Annotated in this window: 15 protein-coding genes; 9 read left to right on the forward strand and 6 right to left on the reverse strand. The window is 42.3% G+C overall.

The annotated features are described in order from the left end of the window. Nucleotides 1-8: 8 nt before the first annotated feature. The 9 genes from AB3G73_RS02430 (at nt 9) to AB3G73_RS02470 (ending at nt 8,906) form a co-directional block, all read left to right on the forward strand. A complete protein-coding gene (locus AB3G73_RS02430) occupies nt 9-1,148 on the forward strand; it encodes an OmpA family protein (protein ID WP_167511826.1) in 1,140 nt (379 codons plus the stop codon). A gap of 74 nt (nt 1,149-1,222) precedes the next feature. After that, nucleotides 1,223-1,639: a Holliday junction resolvase RuvX gene (gene ruvX / locus AB3G73_RS02435; protein ID WP_004307247.1), complete on the forward strand. Its 417-nt coding sequence runs from the start codon at nt 1,223-1,225 to the stop codon at nt 1,637-1,639. 45 nt (nt 1,640-1,684) lie between these two features. Further along, entirely contained in the window at nt 1,685-2,239 is a 555-nt protein-coding gene (def, locus tag AB3G73_RS02440; protein WP_074559540.1) for a peptide deformylase, read from the forward strand. 76 nt (nt 2,240-2,315) lie between these two features. After that, a complete protein-coding gene (locus tag AB3G73_RS02445; protein ID WP_148366344.1) occupies nt 2,316-4,346 on the forward strand; it encodes a tetratricopeptide repeat protein in 2,031 nt (676 codons plus the stop codon). 82 nt (nt 4,347-4,428) lie between these two features. Further along, nucleotides 4,429-6,369 carry a threonine--tRNA ligase gene (gene thrS / locus AB3G73_RS02450; RefSeq protein ID WP_195650686.1) on the forward strand — a complete coding sequence of 647 codons (1,941 nt, stop codon included), beginning with the start codon at nt 4,429-4,431 and terminating at the stop codon, nt 6,367-6,369. A gap of 72 nt (nt 6,370-6,441) precedes the next feature. After that, nucleotides 6,442-7,053, forward strand: coding sequence for a translation initiation factor IF-3 (gene infC / locus AB3G73_RS02455; RefSeq protein WP_004307244.1), 612 nt, complete (start codon nt 6,442-6,444; stop codon nt 7,051-7,053). A gap of 69 nt (nt 7,054-7,122) precedes the next feature. Beyond that, the gene (rpmI, locus tag AB3G73_RS02460) at nt 7,123-7,320 is read left to right on the forward strand and encodes a 50S ribosomal protein L35 (protein WP_004297539.1); all 198 of its coding nucleotides are present in this window, start codon (nt 7,123-7,125) and stop codon (nt 7,318-7,320) included. Nucleotides 7,321-7,418: 98 nt separating this feature from the next. Next, on the forward strand, nt 7,419-7,769 hold the full coding sequence (rplT, locus tag AB3G73_RS02465; RefSeq protein ID WP_004297540.1) for a 50S ribosomal protein L20: 351 nt from the start codon (nt 7,419-7,421) through the stop codon (nt 7,767-7,769). A gap of 360 nt (nt 7,770-8,129) precedes the next feature. Beyond that, complete coding sequence (locus tag AB3G73_RS02470; protein ID WP_367742367.1) at nt 8,130-8,906, forward strand: EFR1 family ferrodoxin; 777 nt, start codon at nt 8,130-8,132, stop codon at nt 8,904-8,906. Here the strand turns inward: AB3G73_RS02470 and xpt are convergent. The 6 genes from xpt to AB3G73_RS02500 all read right to left on the reverse strand — a co-directional run bounded on the left by xpt (nt 8,893) and on the right by AB3G73_RS02500 (nt 15,466). Next, on the reverse strand, nt 8,893-9,465 hold the full coding sequence (gene xpt, locus AB3G73_RS02475; RefSeq protein WP_008999223.1) for a xanthine phosphoribosyltransferase: 573 nt from the start codon (nt 9,463-9,465) through the stop codon (nt 8,893-8,895). The genes AB3G73_RS02470 and xpt overlap by 14 nt on opposite strands. 89 nt (nt 9,466-9,554) lie before the next feature. Beyond that, nucleotides 9,555-10,862 carry a phenylacetate--CoA ligase gene (locus tag AB3G73_RS02480; protein WP_148366349.1) on the reverse strand — a complete coding sequence of 436 codons (1,308 nt, stop codon included), beginning with the start codon at nt 10,860-10,862 and terminating at the stop codon, nt 9,555-9,557. A gap of 14 nt (nt 10,863-10,876) precedes the next feature. Continuing rightward, nucleotides 10,877-11,458, reverse strand: coding sequence for an indolepyruvate oxidoreductase subunit beta (locus tag AB3G73_RS02485; RefSeq protein WP_148366351.1), 582 nt, complete (start codon nt 11,456-11,458; stop codon nt 10,877-10,879). A gap of 3 nt (nt 11,459-11,461) precedes the next feature. Next, nucleotides 11,462-13,054, reverse strand: a complete 1,593-nt coding sequence (locus tag AB3G73_RS02490) for a thiamine pyrophosphate-dependent enzyme (RefSeq protein ID WP_217722784.1) — start codon at nt 13,052-13,054, stop codon at nt 11,462-11,464. Nucleotides 13,055-13,137: 83 nt separating this feature from the next. Continuing rightward, complete coding sequence (mltG, locus tag AB3G73_RS02495; RefSeq protein ID WP_074637065.1) at nt 13,138-14,175, reverse strand: endolytic transglycosylase MltG; 1,038 nt, start codon at nt 14,173-14,175, stop codon at nt 13,138-13,140. A gap of 412 nt (nt 14,176-14,587) precedes the next feature. Next, a complete protein-coding gene (locus tag AB3G73_RS02500; RefSeq protein ID WP_367742384.1) occupies nt 14,588-15,466 on the reverse strand; it encodes a DNA/RNA non-specific endonuclease in 879 nt (292 codons plus the stop codon). Between the last annotated feature and the right edge of the window lie 15 nt (nt 15,467-15,481).

Below are 15,481 nucleotides of genomic sequence, written 5' to 3' on the forward strand. Positions count from 1 at the left end.
AAATTGAGATGAAAAAGGGTTTATTGTTTATTTTATTGGCAGCAGTCTCTGTATGTCTGCCTGCACAAGAAAAAGAAAATGCAGCAAAGAGTTATAGAGTGGAAACGAATCGCTTTGGTGCTAACTGGTTTATTAGTGGTGGCGTTGGCGCACAAATGTATTTTGGCGACAATGATGGTAAAGCTGACTTCGGAAAACGTCTTGCTCCGGCACTTGACATTGCTGTAGGTAAGTGGTTTACTCCGGGTATCGGATTACGTGTTGCTTATAACGGTCTTCAGGCTAAAGGTGCTACTCCTGATGCTAATGGTCCGCTTGTAGACGGAGGACAGTATTCTAATGGCTATTACAAAGAAAAATGGAATGTGATGAACTTCCATGGAGATGTAATGCTGAATCTTTCCAATATGATTTGTGGTTATAGAGAAGATCGTCTGTATTCATTCATTCCTTATGTAGGAGCTGGATTCGTTCATTCAGGAAAAGGTTCGGGTTATGACGAATTGGGTATCAATGCCGGTTTGATCAACCGTTTCCGCCTGTCTTCTGCTTTGGATCTCAACGTTGAATTGCGCGGACTTTTGATGAAAGGCGCATTCGGCAATTCAGGTCCTGAAGGATTGGCCGGTCTGACTGTAGGTGTTACTTACAAGTTTAAGAAACGTGGTTGGGATGCTGTTCCTACTGTACCAATGGTTCCGGAAAGCCAGTTGAACGACATGAGAGACAGAGTGAACGCCCTGAAGGGTGAAAACGAATCTTTGAAACGTGACTTGGTTGAAGCTCGTAACAAGAAACCGGAAGTGATCGTTAAGAAAGAAGCTGGATTCGTTCCACGTCTGGTTGTTGTATTCAATATCGGAAAGAGCAACATCAGCAAGAGAGAATACATGAATATCGAAGCTATGGCTAAGGGTATCAAAGCAACTGATAAAGTATTTACTGTAACAGGATATGCTGATAAGGGTACTGGTTCTGCTGAATACAACATGAAGTTGAGTAAGAAGAGAGCTGAAGCTGTTCGTGACCTGATGGTTAATGAATTTGGTGTTCCTGCTTCTCAATTGAAGGTTGATTACAAGGGTGGCGTAGGCAACATGTTCTATGATGATGCTAAGTTGAGCCGTGTAGCTATTGTTGAAGAATAATATACATTTGAAATAATAGAATAAAAGAGACGTTTCCTTTCATGGGAAGCGTCTTTTTTGTATTTTTGTACCCCATGAGCAGAATAGTAGCAATAGATTATGGAAGAAAGCGTACCGGAATAGCTGTGAGCGATACAATGCAGTTGATCGCAAACGGATTGACAACGGTGCCCACGCATGAACTTCTGAACTTTATCGGTGAATATATAGCTAAAGAACCGGTGGAGCGGATTATTATTGGATTGCCCAAGCAAATGAATAATGAGGTTTCGGAGAATATGAAGAATATAGAGCCTTTTGTTCGTTCGCTGAAAAAACGCTATCCGGACCTTCCGGTCGAATATGTGGACGAACGCTTCACTTCTGTTCTTGCACACCGTACCATGCTGGAGGCCGGCTTGAAGAAAAAGGACCGGCAAAATAAAGCATTGGTGGACGAGATAAGTGCTACTATTATTTTGCAAACATATTTGGAGAGTAAACGTTTTTAGTATAGAACATAAGAATAACTTAATTTTTTAGTAGAGTATAAAAATATGATTTTACCTATTTATGTATATGGTCAACCTGTATTGAGAAAGGTTGCAGAGGACATAACACCGGATTATCCGAATCTGAAAGAGTTGATTGAGAACATGTTCGAAACAATGGTACATGCGGACGGCGTAGGATTGGCTGCTCCACAGATCGGTTTGCCTATTCGCGTGGTCACGATTACATTGGATCCGCTTTCGGAGGAATATCCTGAATTTAAAGACTTCAATAAGGCTTATATCAATCCCCACATATTGGAAGTTGGGGGGGAAGAAGTGAATATGGAAGAGGGATGCTTAAGCCTTCCCGGTATTCATGAAACAGTGAAAAGAGGTAATAAAATTCGCGTGAAATATATGGACGAGAATTTTGTGGAGCATGAGGAAGAGGTGGAAGGTTATCTGGCTCGGGTGATGCAACATGAGTTCGATCATTTGGATGGTAAGATGTTCATCGACCATATCTCACCGCTTCGTAAGCAGATGATTAAAGGAAAGCTGAATACGATGTTGAAGGGAAAAGCGCGCAGTTCATATAAGATGAAACAGGTGAAATAAAGATAAAAAACGTTTATATCCCTGTTAAGTAAGCGAAAAGCATTATTTTTGCTTCGTTTACAAGCATAAAATATCAATGGTAAAAAGAATCTTAACAGTTTTATTACTGTTCCCAACGCTGGTGTGTGCTCAAATAAATACGGATCGGGTGATGACTATTGCCCGAAATGCTCTTTATTTTGAGGACTATGTGCTTTCTATTCAGTACTTTAACCAGGTCATTAACGCTAAGCCTTATCTGTATGAACCTTATTTCTTCAGGGCATTGGCCAAACTGAATCTGGAGGATTTTCAGGGTGCTGAAGCGGACTGTGATGCAGCTATCCAACGCAATCCGTTTGTGGTAGGTGCTTATCAGATTCGTGGTTTGGCAAGGATTCGTCAGAGTAAATTTGATGGGGCGATTGAGGATTATAAGAAAGCATTGCATTATGATCCGGAGAATATTACCTTATGGCATAACCTGACATTATCTCATATCCAGAAGAAGGATTATAATTCTGCGAAAGAGGATTTGGAAAGCTTGTTGAAGGTGTCTCCACGCTATACCCGTGCTTATTTGATGAGGGGGGAAGTGTCTTTGCAACAGAAAGATACAATTGCTGCCTTGAATGACTTCAATAAGGCGCTTGAACTGGATAAATATGATCCGGATGCTTGGGCTGCAAGAGCGATTGTTAAATTACAGCAGGCTAAGTATGCGGAAGCAGAAGCGGATTTCAACCGTGCTATTCCGTTGAGTGCTAAGAATGCAGGAAATTATATAAACCGTGCATTGGCACGCTTTCATCAGAATAATTTAAGAGGGGCCATGAGCGATTATGATCTGGCATTGGATATTGACCCGAATAACTTTATCGGTCATTATAACCGCGGATTGTTACGTGCACAGGTAGGAGATGATAACCGGGCTATCGAAGACTTCGACTTTGTCATCAAGATGGAACCGGATAATATGATGGCTGTCTTTAACCGTGGTTTGCTTCGCGCGCAAACGGGTGATTATCGCGGAGCTATACAAGATTACACCACCGTTATCAATCAGTATCCGAACTTCTTGGCCGGATATTATCAGCGTTCGGAAGCTCGCAGAAAGATTGGAGATAAGAAGGGTGCGGAGCAGGACGAGTTTAAGGTCATGAAGGCGCAGATCGACAAGCAGAATGGTGTGACAAATAAAGATGTAGCGCAGAACAAGGATAAGGAAAATGAGGAGGAAGGCGGAGAGAAGACCCGTAAGAAATCCGATAAGAATATGAATAACTATCGTAAGATAGTGATTGCGGATGATTCTGAAGCCGAACAACGCTATACAAGTGATTATCGTGGTCGTGTGCAGGATAAGAACGTAAATATAACGCTGGAACCGATGTTCGCTTTGACTTATTATGAGAAGATGAGTGACGTGAAGCGTTCGGTGAACTTCCACAAATATATTGAAGACATGAACCGTACAGGTATACTTCCGAAACGTCTTCGTATCACAAATATGGAAGCTCCGTTGACGGAAGAACAGGTGAAAGTTCATTTTGCCTTGATTGATACGCATACATCGGCGATTGTGGAAGATGATAAGAATGCTTCGAAACGTTTTGCCCGTGCGATTGATTTTTATCTGGTGCAGGATTTCTCGAGTGCGGTTTCCGATTTGACCCAGACGATCTTGCTGGATGGTGATTTCTTCCCGGCATATTTTATGCGTGCACTGATCCGTTGTAAACAGTTGGAATATCAGAAGGCTGAACAAGCTGTCGAAACAGATGTTGTTCCGGGTGATAATAAGCGTAAAGAGATTACTGCGGTAGATTATGAAGTGGTCAGAAAAGACTTGGATAAGGTGATTAATCTGGCTCCGGACTTTGTATACGCATATTATAATCGTGCTAATGTTTCTGCTATGTTGAAAGATTACCGTGCCGCAATTATCGACTACGATAAGGCGATTGAGCTGAATCCTGATTTTGCGGATGCTTATTTCAACCGTGGACTGACTCATATTTTTTTAGGAAATAATAAGCTGGGTATTTCAGATTTGAGTAAAGCCGGTGAGTTGGGGATTGTTTCCGCTTATAATGTTATCAAACGTTTTACGGATCAATCGGAATAACATTTTTTTGATAAAAAACAGAAAACTCAAAAGATTTAGTTACTTTTGCGTTCAAATTATGAAAATATAACATCATCATATTATGATAAAGATAACATTTCCCGATGGCTCCGTTCGTGAGTATAACGAAGGAGTGAACGGTTTACAGATTGCTGAAAGTATCAGCTCGCGTCTGGCACAGGAAGTGCTGGCATGTGGCGTGAACGGCGAGACTTATGATTTAGGACGTCCTATTAATGAAGATGCTAATTTTGTTCTTTATAAATGGGATGATGAAGAAGGTAAGCATGCATTCTGGCATACAAGTGCACACTTGTTGGCGGAAGCTTTGCAGGAACTTTATCCGGGTATCCAGTTTGGTATCGGACCGGCTATTGAAAACGGATTCTACTATGATGTGGATCCGGGTGAGGCGGTAATAAAAGAAAGTGACCTTCCTGCCATTGAAGCTAAAATGTTGGAACTGGCTGCAAAGAAAGAAGACGTAGTCAGAAAAAGCATCGCAAAAACGGATGCTCTGAAAATGTTTGGTGATCGTGGCGAAACATATAAATGTGAATTGATTTCCGAACTGGAAGACGGACACATTACGACTTATACACAGGGTGCGTTTACTGACCTTTGCCGTGGTCCTCACTTGATGACGACTGCTCCGATCAAGGCTATTAAATTAACTTCTGTGGCTGGTGCTTACTGGCGTGGTCATGAAGACCGTAAGATGTTGACACGTATTTATGGTATCACGTTCCCGAAGAAGAAAATGCTGGATGAGTATCTGGTGTTGTTGGAAGAGGCGAAGAAGCGTGATCATCGTAAGATCGGTAAGGAGATGCAGTTGTTTATGTTCTCCGAAACTGTAGGTAAGGGGCTTCCTATGTGGTTGCCGAAAGGTACTGCATTGCGTTTGCGTCTGCAGGAGTTCTTGCGTCGTATCCAGACACGTTACGATTATCAGGAGGTGATTACTCCGCCAATCGGTAATAAGTTGCTGTATGTGACTTCGGGCCACTATGCAAAATATGGCAAGGATGCCTTCCAACCTATCCATACTCCGGAAGAGGGGGAAGAGTATTTCTTGAAACCAATGAACTGTCCTCACCACTGTGAGATTTACAAGAACTTCCCACGTTCTTATAAAGACCTTCCGTTGCGTATAGCTGAATTTGGTACGGTTTGTCGTTATGAACAAAGTGGAGAGTTACATGGTTTAACTCGTGTTCGTAGCTTTACGCAGGATGATGCGCATATCTTCTGTCGTCCGGAACAGGTGAAAGATGAGTTCCTTCGTGTGATGGATATTATATCTATTGTGTTCCGTTCTATGGATTTCCAGAATTTTGAAGCACAGATATCTTTGCGTGATAAGGTGAACCGTGAAAAGTATATTGGTAGCGATGATAACTGGGAAAAAGCGGAACAGGCTATTATCGAGGCTTGTGCGGAGAAGGGCTTGCCTGCTAAGATTGAGTATGGAGAAGCTGCTTTTTATGGTCCTAAGCTCGACTTTATGGTGAAAGACGCTATTGGTCGTCGTTGGCAGCTGGGTACAATTCAGGTTGACTACAACTTGCCGGAACGCTTTGAACTTGAGTATATGGGCTCTGATAATCAGAAGCACCGTCCGGTGATGATTCACCGCGCTCCGTTCGGATCAATGGAACGTTTTGTTGCCGTATTGATTGAGCACACTGCCGGTAGATTCCCATTGTGGCTGACACCGGAACAGGTAGTTATTCTGCCGATCAGTGAGAAGTTCAATGAATATGCAGAGCAGGTGAAGATGTATCTGAAAATACACGAAATCCGTGCGATTGTAGATGATCGTAACGAGAAGATCGGTCGTAAGATTCGTGATAATGAAATGAAACGCATTCCTTATATGCTGATTGTCGGTGAAAAAGAAGCTGAAAATGGTGAAGTTTCTGTTCGTAGACAAGGCGAAGGTGACAAAGGAACCATGAAATTTGAAGAATTTGCTAAAATTTTGAACGAAGAAGTTCAGAATATGATAAATAAATGGTAACTTTGCAGCCGTTTCAGAATAAAATATTTAGTATAACAATAAAAAGATCAAACCAGGAAGTAAACGTTTTTAATGAAGAATGACACTCTAAAAGGGCAATACAGAATCAATGAACAGATTCGTGCCAAGGAAGTTCGCATAGTAAGCGATGATATTGAACCGAAAGTATATCCAATCTTTCAGGCTCTGAAAATGGCTGAAGAAAAAGAATTGGATTTAGTGGAAATTTCTCCTAATGCTCAACCCCCTGTTTGTCGTATTATTGATTATTCTAAATTTCTTTATCAATTAAAGAAACGTCAGAAGGAACAGAAAGCGAAGCAGGTGAAGGTAAATGTGAAGGAGATTCGTTTTGGTCCCCAGACAGATGACCATGATTACAACTTTAAGTTGAAGCATGCTAAAGGATTCTTGGAAGACGGTGATAAGGTGAAGGCTTATGTATTCTTTAAAGGTCGTTCTATCCTTTTTAAGGAACAAGGTGAAGTATTGTTGCTTCGTTTTGCGAATGATTTGGAAGACTATGCTAAAGTAGATCAGATGCCGATACTGGAAGGTAAGCGTATGACTATACAGCTTTCTCCGAAGAAGAAAGAAGCTCCTAAAAAGCCTGCAACAGCCGGAGCACCGAAACCTGCTGCTCCTGCACAAAAAGCAGAGAAGCCGGAAACGAGCGAAGAATAAGAAAAGGATGCGTAACGCGCAGGTATAGTGCGTTGCCATTATATATTTAATAATTTAAAAACAAGTAAGATGCCAAAGATGAAGACTAACTCCGGTTCTAAAAAAAGGTTTACCCTTACCGGAACAGGTAAAATCAAAAGAAAGCACGCTTTTCACAGTCACATTTTGACTAAGAAATCCAAGAAGAGAAAAAGAAATCTGTGCTACTCTACAACTGTTGATACAACAAATGTAAGCCAGGTTAAGGAACTCTTAGCAATGAAGTAATCAAAAGCGTAAAAGTATTATTAAAGTATTAACCGAATGCATTAGCCTGAAGTTCGCTGCGTGAAGTAGCGGCGCTAACATTCAAAAAAAGTAAAACTATGCCAAGATCAGTAAATCATGTTGCTTCAAAAGCAAGAAGAAAGAAAATTTTGAAATTGACCAGAGGTTACTTTGGTGCAAGAAAGAATGTATGGACCGTAGCTAAAAACACTTGGGAAAAGGGTTTGACTTACGCGTTCCGTGACCGTAGAAATAAGAAAAGAAACTTCCGCGCTCTTTGGATACAACGTATCAACGCTGCTGCACGTCTTGAAGGAATGTCTTATTCTAAATTGATGGGCGGTCTGCACAAAGCCGGTATTGAAATAAACCGTAAGGTTTTGGCTGATTTAGCTATGAATCACCCGGAAGCTTTCAAAGCTGTAGTTGCTAAGGCTAAAGCTGCTTAAGCATCAATAGTTTACGAGTTACAAAGTGTCAGTTACTAAGCCAGTAACTGACACTTTTCTTTTGTTAGGCGGATAAAAGGGAGTGAAAAAAATGTTAGTAGGTAAACAAATTCCTTTTTTTTCTTGTTAGTCTCATAGATTCTTATTACATTTGTGATACAAAAATATTAGCCGTATCGACTGGATCGGGAAACTCTTCAAATTAATCTGATGCACCGAGAAAGCTTCGTTCTTCAATGGCGGGCCACATCCTTCGGGACAGCTTTAAGCCGGTGGATTACAAAGAGGGCGAGCGCTCAAATCTTGTTCTATCAGAGTTTCATCACATCGTCGATGCGGCTTTTTTTTATATACTTTTCTATGATATTTTATTTCTCCGGTACAGGTAATTCTAAGTGGATTGCAAATCAGCTTTCCAAAGAGCAAAAAGAAGAGTTGGTTTTTATTCCCGATGCGCTAAAGAATGGAGCATTGGAGTTTAGTTTGCAGGCAGATGAAAAGATCGGCTTTGTATTTCCTATCTATTCGTGGGGACCTCCTGAAATTGTATTGAACTTTGTTCGACAACTTTCTTTAAAGGGATATAAAGGACAATATTTGTTTTTTGTTTGTTCCTGTGGTGATGATACCGGGCTTATCCAGCAAGTGCTGGCGAAGGCATTGAAGAGTAAAGGTTGGGAATGTCACGCTGGTTTTTCGGTGACTATGCCTAATAATTATGTCTTGCTTCCCGGTTTTGACGTGGATAATAAAGAGTTGGAAGAGAAAAAACTAGCGGAGGCTGTTTCGACTGTCAGTAAAATAAATGCTTTGATAAGTAAGAGGGAAGAGATGTTTCTCTGTCATGAAGGGAGTATGCCTTTTATCAAGACGAGGATTATAAATCCGTTGTTTAATCGTTTTCAGATGTCTCCCAAGCATTTTTATGCTACTGATGCTTGTATTGGGTGCAAGCGTTGTGAGAAGATTTGTCCGGTGGAGAATGTTAAAGTTGTGGACGGAAGGCCTGTTTGGGGAATGGATTGCACCTCATGCCTGGCATGTTATCATGTTTGTCCGCAGCATGCGGTGCAATATGGAAAAAGGACGAAAGATAAGGGGCAGTATTTCAACCCCAATCAATCTACTCGTCTTTGATTTTAATACAGCAGTTGGATAAGTCTTCAATGATGGCCAGACTTTCTACTCTGACACCTTGTTCCTCGAGCATTTTACGGCCATTTTGGAAGGCTTTTTCAATAATGAAGCCCATTCCTACCAGATTTGCTCCGGATTGCTTGATGAGGTCAATAATGCCCAATGCGGCATTTCCATATGCGAGAAAGTCATCCACGAAAAGAACATTGTCGTTCGGAGTGAGAAAATCTGCACTGATAACGACTTCATAATCACGGTCTTTGGTGAATGAGTGCACGGTAGTGCTTAGTGCATTCTGGATGGTTTTAGGAGACTTTTTCTTTGCAAATACAACTGGTAAATCCATCAGGTAGCCTGTCATGATAGCAGGAGCGATACCGCTGGCTTCGATCGTCATAATCTTATTTACGTTTGTGGCTGCAAAACGACGGACAAACTCAACTCCAATTGATTTCATCAGGACAGGGTCCATTTGATGATTAATAAAACCGTCTACTTTCAGGATACCTCCTTCGTAGCACTTTCCGTCTTGCAGAATTCTTTTTTTAAGTAATTGCATGCTGTATGATATTAATTAAATAATGTGCTAATATTCCATTCCGCATGGTGAACAGCGGTTGGTATATTAGCACATGGAATTTTGAATCGTTACTTGTTGTCTCTTAAGTCTTTCACTCGGACGGCTTTTCCTTCGCTTTGTGGGAGAGAGCCTTTTTTTACCAGTTTAACTTTGGGAGTCACCAATATTTCATCCTTTAATTGGCGGGTTATATCCTTGCGGATCTTCTCCAGTTCAATATAATTGTCAGTGGAAAGGTCGCTTAATTCTACTTCGACGATCATCTCGTCTTGGTTGTTGACCGTTTCCAGTGTAATCAGGTAATTGCTGCCTAATTCGGGGAATTGTACGAGTATCTTTTCTACTTGCATCGGGAAGATATTTACTCCCTTGATAATGAACATATCATCACTGCGTCCCTTGATACGGTCGATACGGATGTGCGTGCGGCCGCAGGGGCATTTCCCCGGAAGAATACGGGTTAAGTCGCGGGTGCGATAGCGGATTAACGGCATCATCTCACGGTCGAGAGTTGTAAGCACTAATTCTCCGATTTCTCCTTCCTGAACGGGTTCTCCTGTTTCCGGATCGATAATTTCTACCAGATAACAGTCTTCCCAGAAGTGCATTCCGTTTTGTTCCTGACATTCGAAAGCAACGCCGGGGCCGTTCATTTCTGTCATACCGAAGCTGTTGTATGCTTTTACGCCCAGCATCTTTTCTATTTTCCGGCGTTGTTCGTCGGTGTGAGGTTCGGCACCGATAACCAGCGTTTTCAGTGTGGTTCCTTTGGGATCAAGTCCTTCTTCCTGAAAGACTTCGGCAAGGCGGATGGCATAGCTGGGGATAGCATGTAAAGCGGTAGTCTTAAAGTCGTTGATGAATTTAATCTGTCGTTTACTGTTTCCTGCTGCAGCGGGAACTGTCAGGCAGCCCAGGCGTTCTGCACCGTATTGGAAGCCTAACCCCCCTGTAAACATACCATATCCGGAGCTGTTTTGGAAGACGTCGGTCTTGCGTATTCCTACTGCGTATAGGCAACGGGCTACCAGGTTGGCCCAGGAGTCGAGATCGTGCTGTGAGTGAACAATAACTGTCGGGTTTCCGGTAGTACCACTGGAAGAGTGAATACGTACACCATCATTGCTCATATCACCTGCTACCAGCCCGAAAGGATAGTGGGCACGCATATCGGCTTTGGTAGTAAAGGGCAATTTGCGGATATCGTCTAATGATTGTATGCTATCTGCTGTGATGCCATGTTTGCTGAAAACTTCTTTGTAATATGGGGAGTTCGCAGCTATATTGATTGTTTTCTTGAGCCGTCGAAGTTGTAATTCCTGCAACTTCTCCCGGCTCATGGTTTCTAGTTCTTCTTCCCAGTATTGTGTACTCATGATAATGTCTGTTATTACATTAGCTTTTCTGCAATTTCCTTGCCGGCGGCCAATGCTTTAAGATTCATTTCTACAATTGCTTCTCCCTTGCGCTGGAAGATTTCCCGGATGCTGTCTTGCACTTTCTCGTAATTGATGCCGAGGAATGGAATCGTTGCTCCCAATAAGACAATGTTGGCAACACGGGCGGAGCCTACTTCTTTGGCTACTTTGTCTACGTTCAACACAATTTTGTGAGGTAGCTTATTGATTTCTGCCATTACTTTGTCTGTTTCCGGATAATTGGGGATATTGACAAACGGAGTTTCGTTAGTCACCAACCAACCGTTAGGGCTAAGATAGGGGAGGTAGCGCAATCCTTCCATGGGTTCCAATGAAATAATAAGGTCGCATTTACCTGATGGGATCAAGTCAGAAGCAATCGGCTGGTCGCTGATACGGAGGTTGGATTGAACATCTCCTCCGCGTTGGCTCATTCCGTGCACTTCTGCTTGTTTCATATATAATCCTTCTTTCAAGGCAGCTTTGCCGATCACTGTAGCAATAGACAGAATTCCCTGTCCACCGACTCCTGATAATATAATGTCTTTCTTCATGGCTTACTTACTTCTTTTTTTGCGTGCTAATGTCTGGATACACTCTCTGCGTGGAATAATGACAGATACACCGCGATATTCGATCTCTTCGCGAATGATTTGCTTCATCTCCTCATAGTTTTTCTTCAGCGGAGTAACGACACGGATATGAGCCGGATCTACTCCGATACCTGCACAGATCGCTTCGATACGTCCGGTTCCGGCAGAGTCCTGTCCGCCTGTCATGGCGGTAGTTTCATTGTCGGAGATGACGATGGTTACACTGGCATTCTCGTTCACACAATCTAATAGTCCGGTCATTCCGGAATGGGTGAATGTGGAGTCTCCGATGACAGCTACAGCCGGGAAAAGACCTCCGTCAGCCGCACCTTTTGCCATCGTGATGGAGGCGCCCATGTCTACGCATGAGTTGATTGCATTGAAAGGAGCATTCGCACCTAGCGTGTAACAGCCGATGTCGCTGAATACTTTATGAGATGGGTATTCTTCTTTCAGAACTTCGGTTAATGTGATATACATATCGCGATGTCCGCAACCTTCGCAAAGTGCAGGCGGACGCATTTCTACGACAGAAGGAATGCCGAATTCCGATTTATTCTCTTTGCCTACGGCGCGGGCTACAGAGTCCGGATTTAATTCTCCATCCTGTGACAGAGTGCCGTCCAAGCGTCCTTTTACTTTAACGCCGATGCCCAGATAACCTTTCAATTGTTTTTCTACAAATGGTTGTCCGTCTTCCAGAACGAGGATTTCGTCACAGGAGTCAATCAATTGATGTAATTGCTTTTTAGGCAATGGGTACTGGCCGATTTTAAGTACCGGATATTCGCAACCTTCAGGATAGTTTTCCATCAGATAATTGTAACCTATACCGCAAGCGATAATTCCTAACTTTTTGTTAGGACCATCTGTATATTTATTATAAGGTGATTCTTCCGAGGCTTTGATAAATTCGTCTTGGCGGGCAAGCAATACTTTGTAGCGTTTGCGGGCGTTTCCCGGCAACAAGATGAACTGACGGGGATCTTCGCTGAAAGAGATGCCATTCTGTGGTTTTTGTGCTTTGCGTTCTACTCCGGAGCGGGAGTGTGCAAGGCGGGTTACCATACGCATCAAGATAGGTTCGCCCAATTTTTCAGAGAATTCGAAGCCACTGTATACCATATCATACGCTTCCTGCTGATTGCTGGGTTCGTACATGGGGATCAGTGAGAAATCTCCGTAGAAACGGCTGTCTTGTTCGTTCTGCGAAGAGTGCATACTGGGGTCGTCTGCTGCTATCACCATCAATCCGCCTTTCACGCCTGTGACGGCAGAGTTGACAAAACAGTCGGCAGCTACATTCATACCTACGTGCTTCATACAAACTAATGCCCGTTTACCAACGAATGACATACCCAACGCAGCTTCCATCGCTGTTTTTTCATTGGCACACCAACGGCTGTGTATATTCTGTTCGGTCGTTATTGGGGCCATTTGAATATATTCCGTAATTTCAGTTGAAGGAGTACCAGGATAGGCATAAACACCAGAAAGTCCGGCATCCAGTGCAGCTTGTGCAATGGCTTCATCGCCAAGTAAGAGTTGCTTGCTCATATATATTTCTTTTATTTAGTGTTGATCACAGTTTGTTAATCTATCGGGCAAAGATAGGCTTTTCCGTTCGTTTTATTACAAATTTACTTGAAAATCTTTCTTTCATTCAGGGCTTTCCAGTATTTTCTTGCATTTGCCATGTGGTCGGCATAATTGGATGCAAAGTTGTGAGTTCCGGAAAAATCCTCTTTGGCACACATGTAGATATAGTTATGTTTGGTATAGTTCAATACGCTGTCTATTCCCTTTTTAGAAGGGATACGGATGGGGCCTGGAGGCAGTCCGGTATTTATATAGGTGTTATAGGGGGAGTTGACTTTCAAATTCTCATTGGTGATTCGGCGCAGACCGAAATCCTGCAGTGCAAATTTGATGGTAGGATCTGCCTGCAGAGGCATATCTTGATGTAAACGGTTGATATACAATCCGGCTACCATTGGCTTTTCTTCATTGTTGTTGGTTTCTTCTTCGACGATGGAAGCAAGAGTGCTGACTTCTTCCGGTGTCATGCCGATGGCGGTGGCTTGTGCCAGACGTTCTTTGTTCCAGAAGCGTTCGTGCTCATTCTTCATTCGTTTAAAGAAGTCGTCTACGCTCATGTCCCAATATACCTGATAGGTTTCAGGTATGAAAAGGCTGGGGAGTGTTATGGTTGTGTATCCCATTTGAGCCTGGAAAGTAGAGTCGAATAACTGGCTGGCGATTTCGGCAGAGTCTATCATGAGTTGTTTCCCAATGCTTCGTGCTAACCGGTCTAATGTCCGGACACTTCCGATAGTAAGGTTGACCGCTTCCTGATAACCTCTGGAAAAGCGGCTATATACATGATAGACATTGTCATTGGGGCGAATGGCATAACGTCCGGTATGGATATTCTGATCGAAATCTTTGTATTTTGCCATCCACCGGAATCCGGCGAACTTATTGACGTGCCCGAATTCTTTTATTTTATGGTAGATAGAATCGGCTGTATCATCCCGGTCTACATAAATATATACAGTTTTAGATGGATGAAATTGAGGAGCAAACAGATAGTAATAAAAGGTGCCTCCGGCAATTGCACAAAGGAGGAATGCTCCGATTAGAATGGATAATAGAATGTTTCTCTTTTTTCTCTTCATCTTTTGAGGTATATTTAAAAAGTTCGCCAAAGATAAAAAGAATTTGGATAGGATTGTTCTCTTTACATGATGAATCACAGGGCGGCCGCATCAAAAGTTTGTTTTCTTTTGGTGCGGTTTATGAAGCTGTTTCTTCATCTTGCGTTTCACCCTTCTTGATTTATCCGGATCTTTAGAGTATTTCCTTTTTTGTATAGTAACTCCATTAGTTCCATATATTGTGGGAATACTTTCCCACAATATAAAAGAATACTTTCCCATAATATGTGGGACTAATTGAATTACTTGATGATACCGTGTGAAACCGTTAGAATCGCTACGGCATCCCTTTATAATAAGGTGAAGGACTGTTGTAACAGAATACTATTGGCGTATGGAGATAAATTCGTTTCAGCTGAATGAGTTTTGCAAGTTAGTTCGGCCATAAGGAATAATTAGCGTCCGCTTCTATCCTGTTTTCTATTTCGTCGGGCAGGGGGGCAAAGAAATCCATATTAGTCAGGCTCTCGATGCTATCCACTGTGACTACATATGAAGATAGAGGTTCTACTGCCTGCTCGTTGTTGAATAAGAAGCTGATGGCCCGTATCGGTTTGACAAAAGGGGATAGGACTACTTTGAAAAACTGTTGAGGTACTACGACTTTATTTTTTCCAATCGTTTTAGGCTGTTTTTCAATAATAGGTCCACATATAATAATAATGGCACTATCTGCTATGGCCCAATTCCGGATTTTATCTTCCAGATTTTTCCACCCTCTTCTGTTTAACTGTGGATGTTGTGGACACATATTGCTGAAATAGAATGATTCCTTCATGGCTTCGGGGCTCCATTTCATATCTGCTGCAGGAGCCATGTGGCCTTTATCATATCCTGAACGGGTATAGTCGGCATTCGTGGCAATCGGACCTGTCGCTAATGGATCGGCAATGAAACGATTGCCTCTTTTTTCTTTTCCTCTGGTTTCTTCCCGGGTTAATTCGTAAGAGACCCAGTTGGGGATCTTTAAATCTTTGTTATATGATACGGTATATCCGCTATGCCGGATGATTTGTTCTTGCCGGGGAGCTAATGATATGGGTGTCTCCAGATCTTTGCCAAGTGGAATTTGAAGGGAAGCATCGGTTTGCAGTTCATTATTTTTCTGGATATTAATCTGTTGGCAATACAAATAGACGCCAAAAAGAATAGGAATGAGCACAATGATGGCGATGATACATCCTAACTTGTTATTGGAATGTAATTTCTTTTTGAATAGCTTTCTGTTTTTACCTTTTTTACTTCGATTCATTGGTTAGCTGCTGAT

Source organism: Bacteroides sp. L008 (assembly GCF_040812255.1).
GTDB lineage: Bacteria > Bacteroidota > Bacteroidia > Bacteroidales > Bacteroidaceae > Bacteroides > Bacteroides vicugnae.

Bases quoted from the DNA above. Each gene is read 5' to 3' on its own strand.
- ruvX (WP_004307247.1), top strand. From the start codon at position 1,223: ATGAGCAGAATAGTAGCAATAGATTATGGAAGAAAGCGTACCGGAATA.
- AB3G73_RS02430 (WP_167511826.1), top strand. From the start codon at position 9: ATGAAAAAGGGTTTATTGTTTATTTTATTGGCAGCAGTCTCTGTATGT.
- def (WP_074559540.1), top strand. From the start codon at position 1,685: ATGATTTTACCTATTTATGTATATGGTCAACCTGTATTGAGAAAGGTT.
- xpt (WP_008999223.1), bottom strand. From the start codon at position 9,465: ATGCAATTACTTAAAAAAAGAATTCTGCAAGACGGAAAGTGCTACGAA.
- AB3G73_RS02480 (WP_148366349.1), bottom strand. From the start codon at position 10,862: ATGAGTACACAATACTGGGAAGAAGAACTAGAAACCATGAGCCGGGAG.
- AB3G73_RS02470 (WP_367742367.1), top strand. From the start codon at position 8,130: ATGATATTTTATTTCTCCGGTACAGGTAATTCTAAGTGGATTGCAAAT.
- AB3G73_RS02490 (WP_217722784.1), bottom strand. From the start codon at position 13,054: ATGAGCAAGCAACTCTTACTTGGCGATGAAGCCATTGCACAAGCTGCA.
- AB3G73_RS02445 (WP_148366344.1), top strand. From the start codon at position 2,316: ATGGTAAAAAGAATCTTAACAGTTTTATTACTGTTCCCAACGCTGGTG.
- rpmI (WP_004297539.1), top strand. From the start codon at position 7,123: ATGCCAAAGATGAAGACTAACTCCGGTTCTAAAAAAAGGTTTACCCTT.
- mltG (WP_074637065.1), bottom strand. From the start codon at position 14,175: ATGAAGAGAAAAAAGAGAAACATTCTATTATCCATTCTAATCGGAGCA.
- infC (WP_004307244.1), top strand. From the start codon at position 6,442: ATGAAGAATGACACTCTAAAAGGGCAATACAGAATCAATGAACAGATT.
- AB3G73_RS02485 (WP_148366351.1), bottom strand. From the start codon at position 11,458: ATGAAGAAAGACATTATATTATCAGGAGTCGGTGGACAGGGAATTCTG.
- AB3G73_RS02500 (WP_367742384.1), bottom strand. From the start codon at position 15,466: ATGAATCGAAGTAAAAAAGGTAAAAACAGAAAGCTATTCAAAAAGAAA.
- thrS (WP_195650686.1), top strand. From the start codon at position 4,429: ATGATAAAGATAACATTTCCCGATGGCTCCGTTCGTGAGTATAACGAA.
- rplT (WP_004297540.1), top strand. From the start codon at position 7,419: ATGCCAAGATCAGTAAATCATGTTGCTTCAAAAGCAAGAAGAAAGAAA.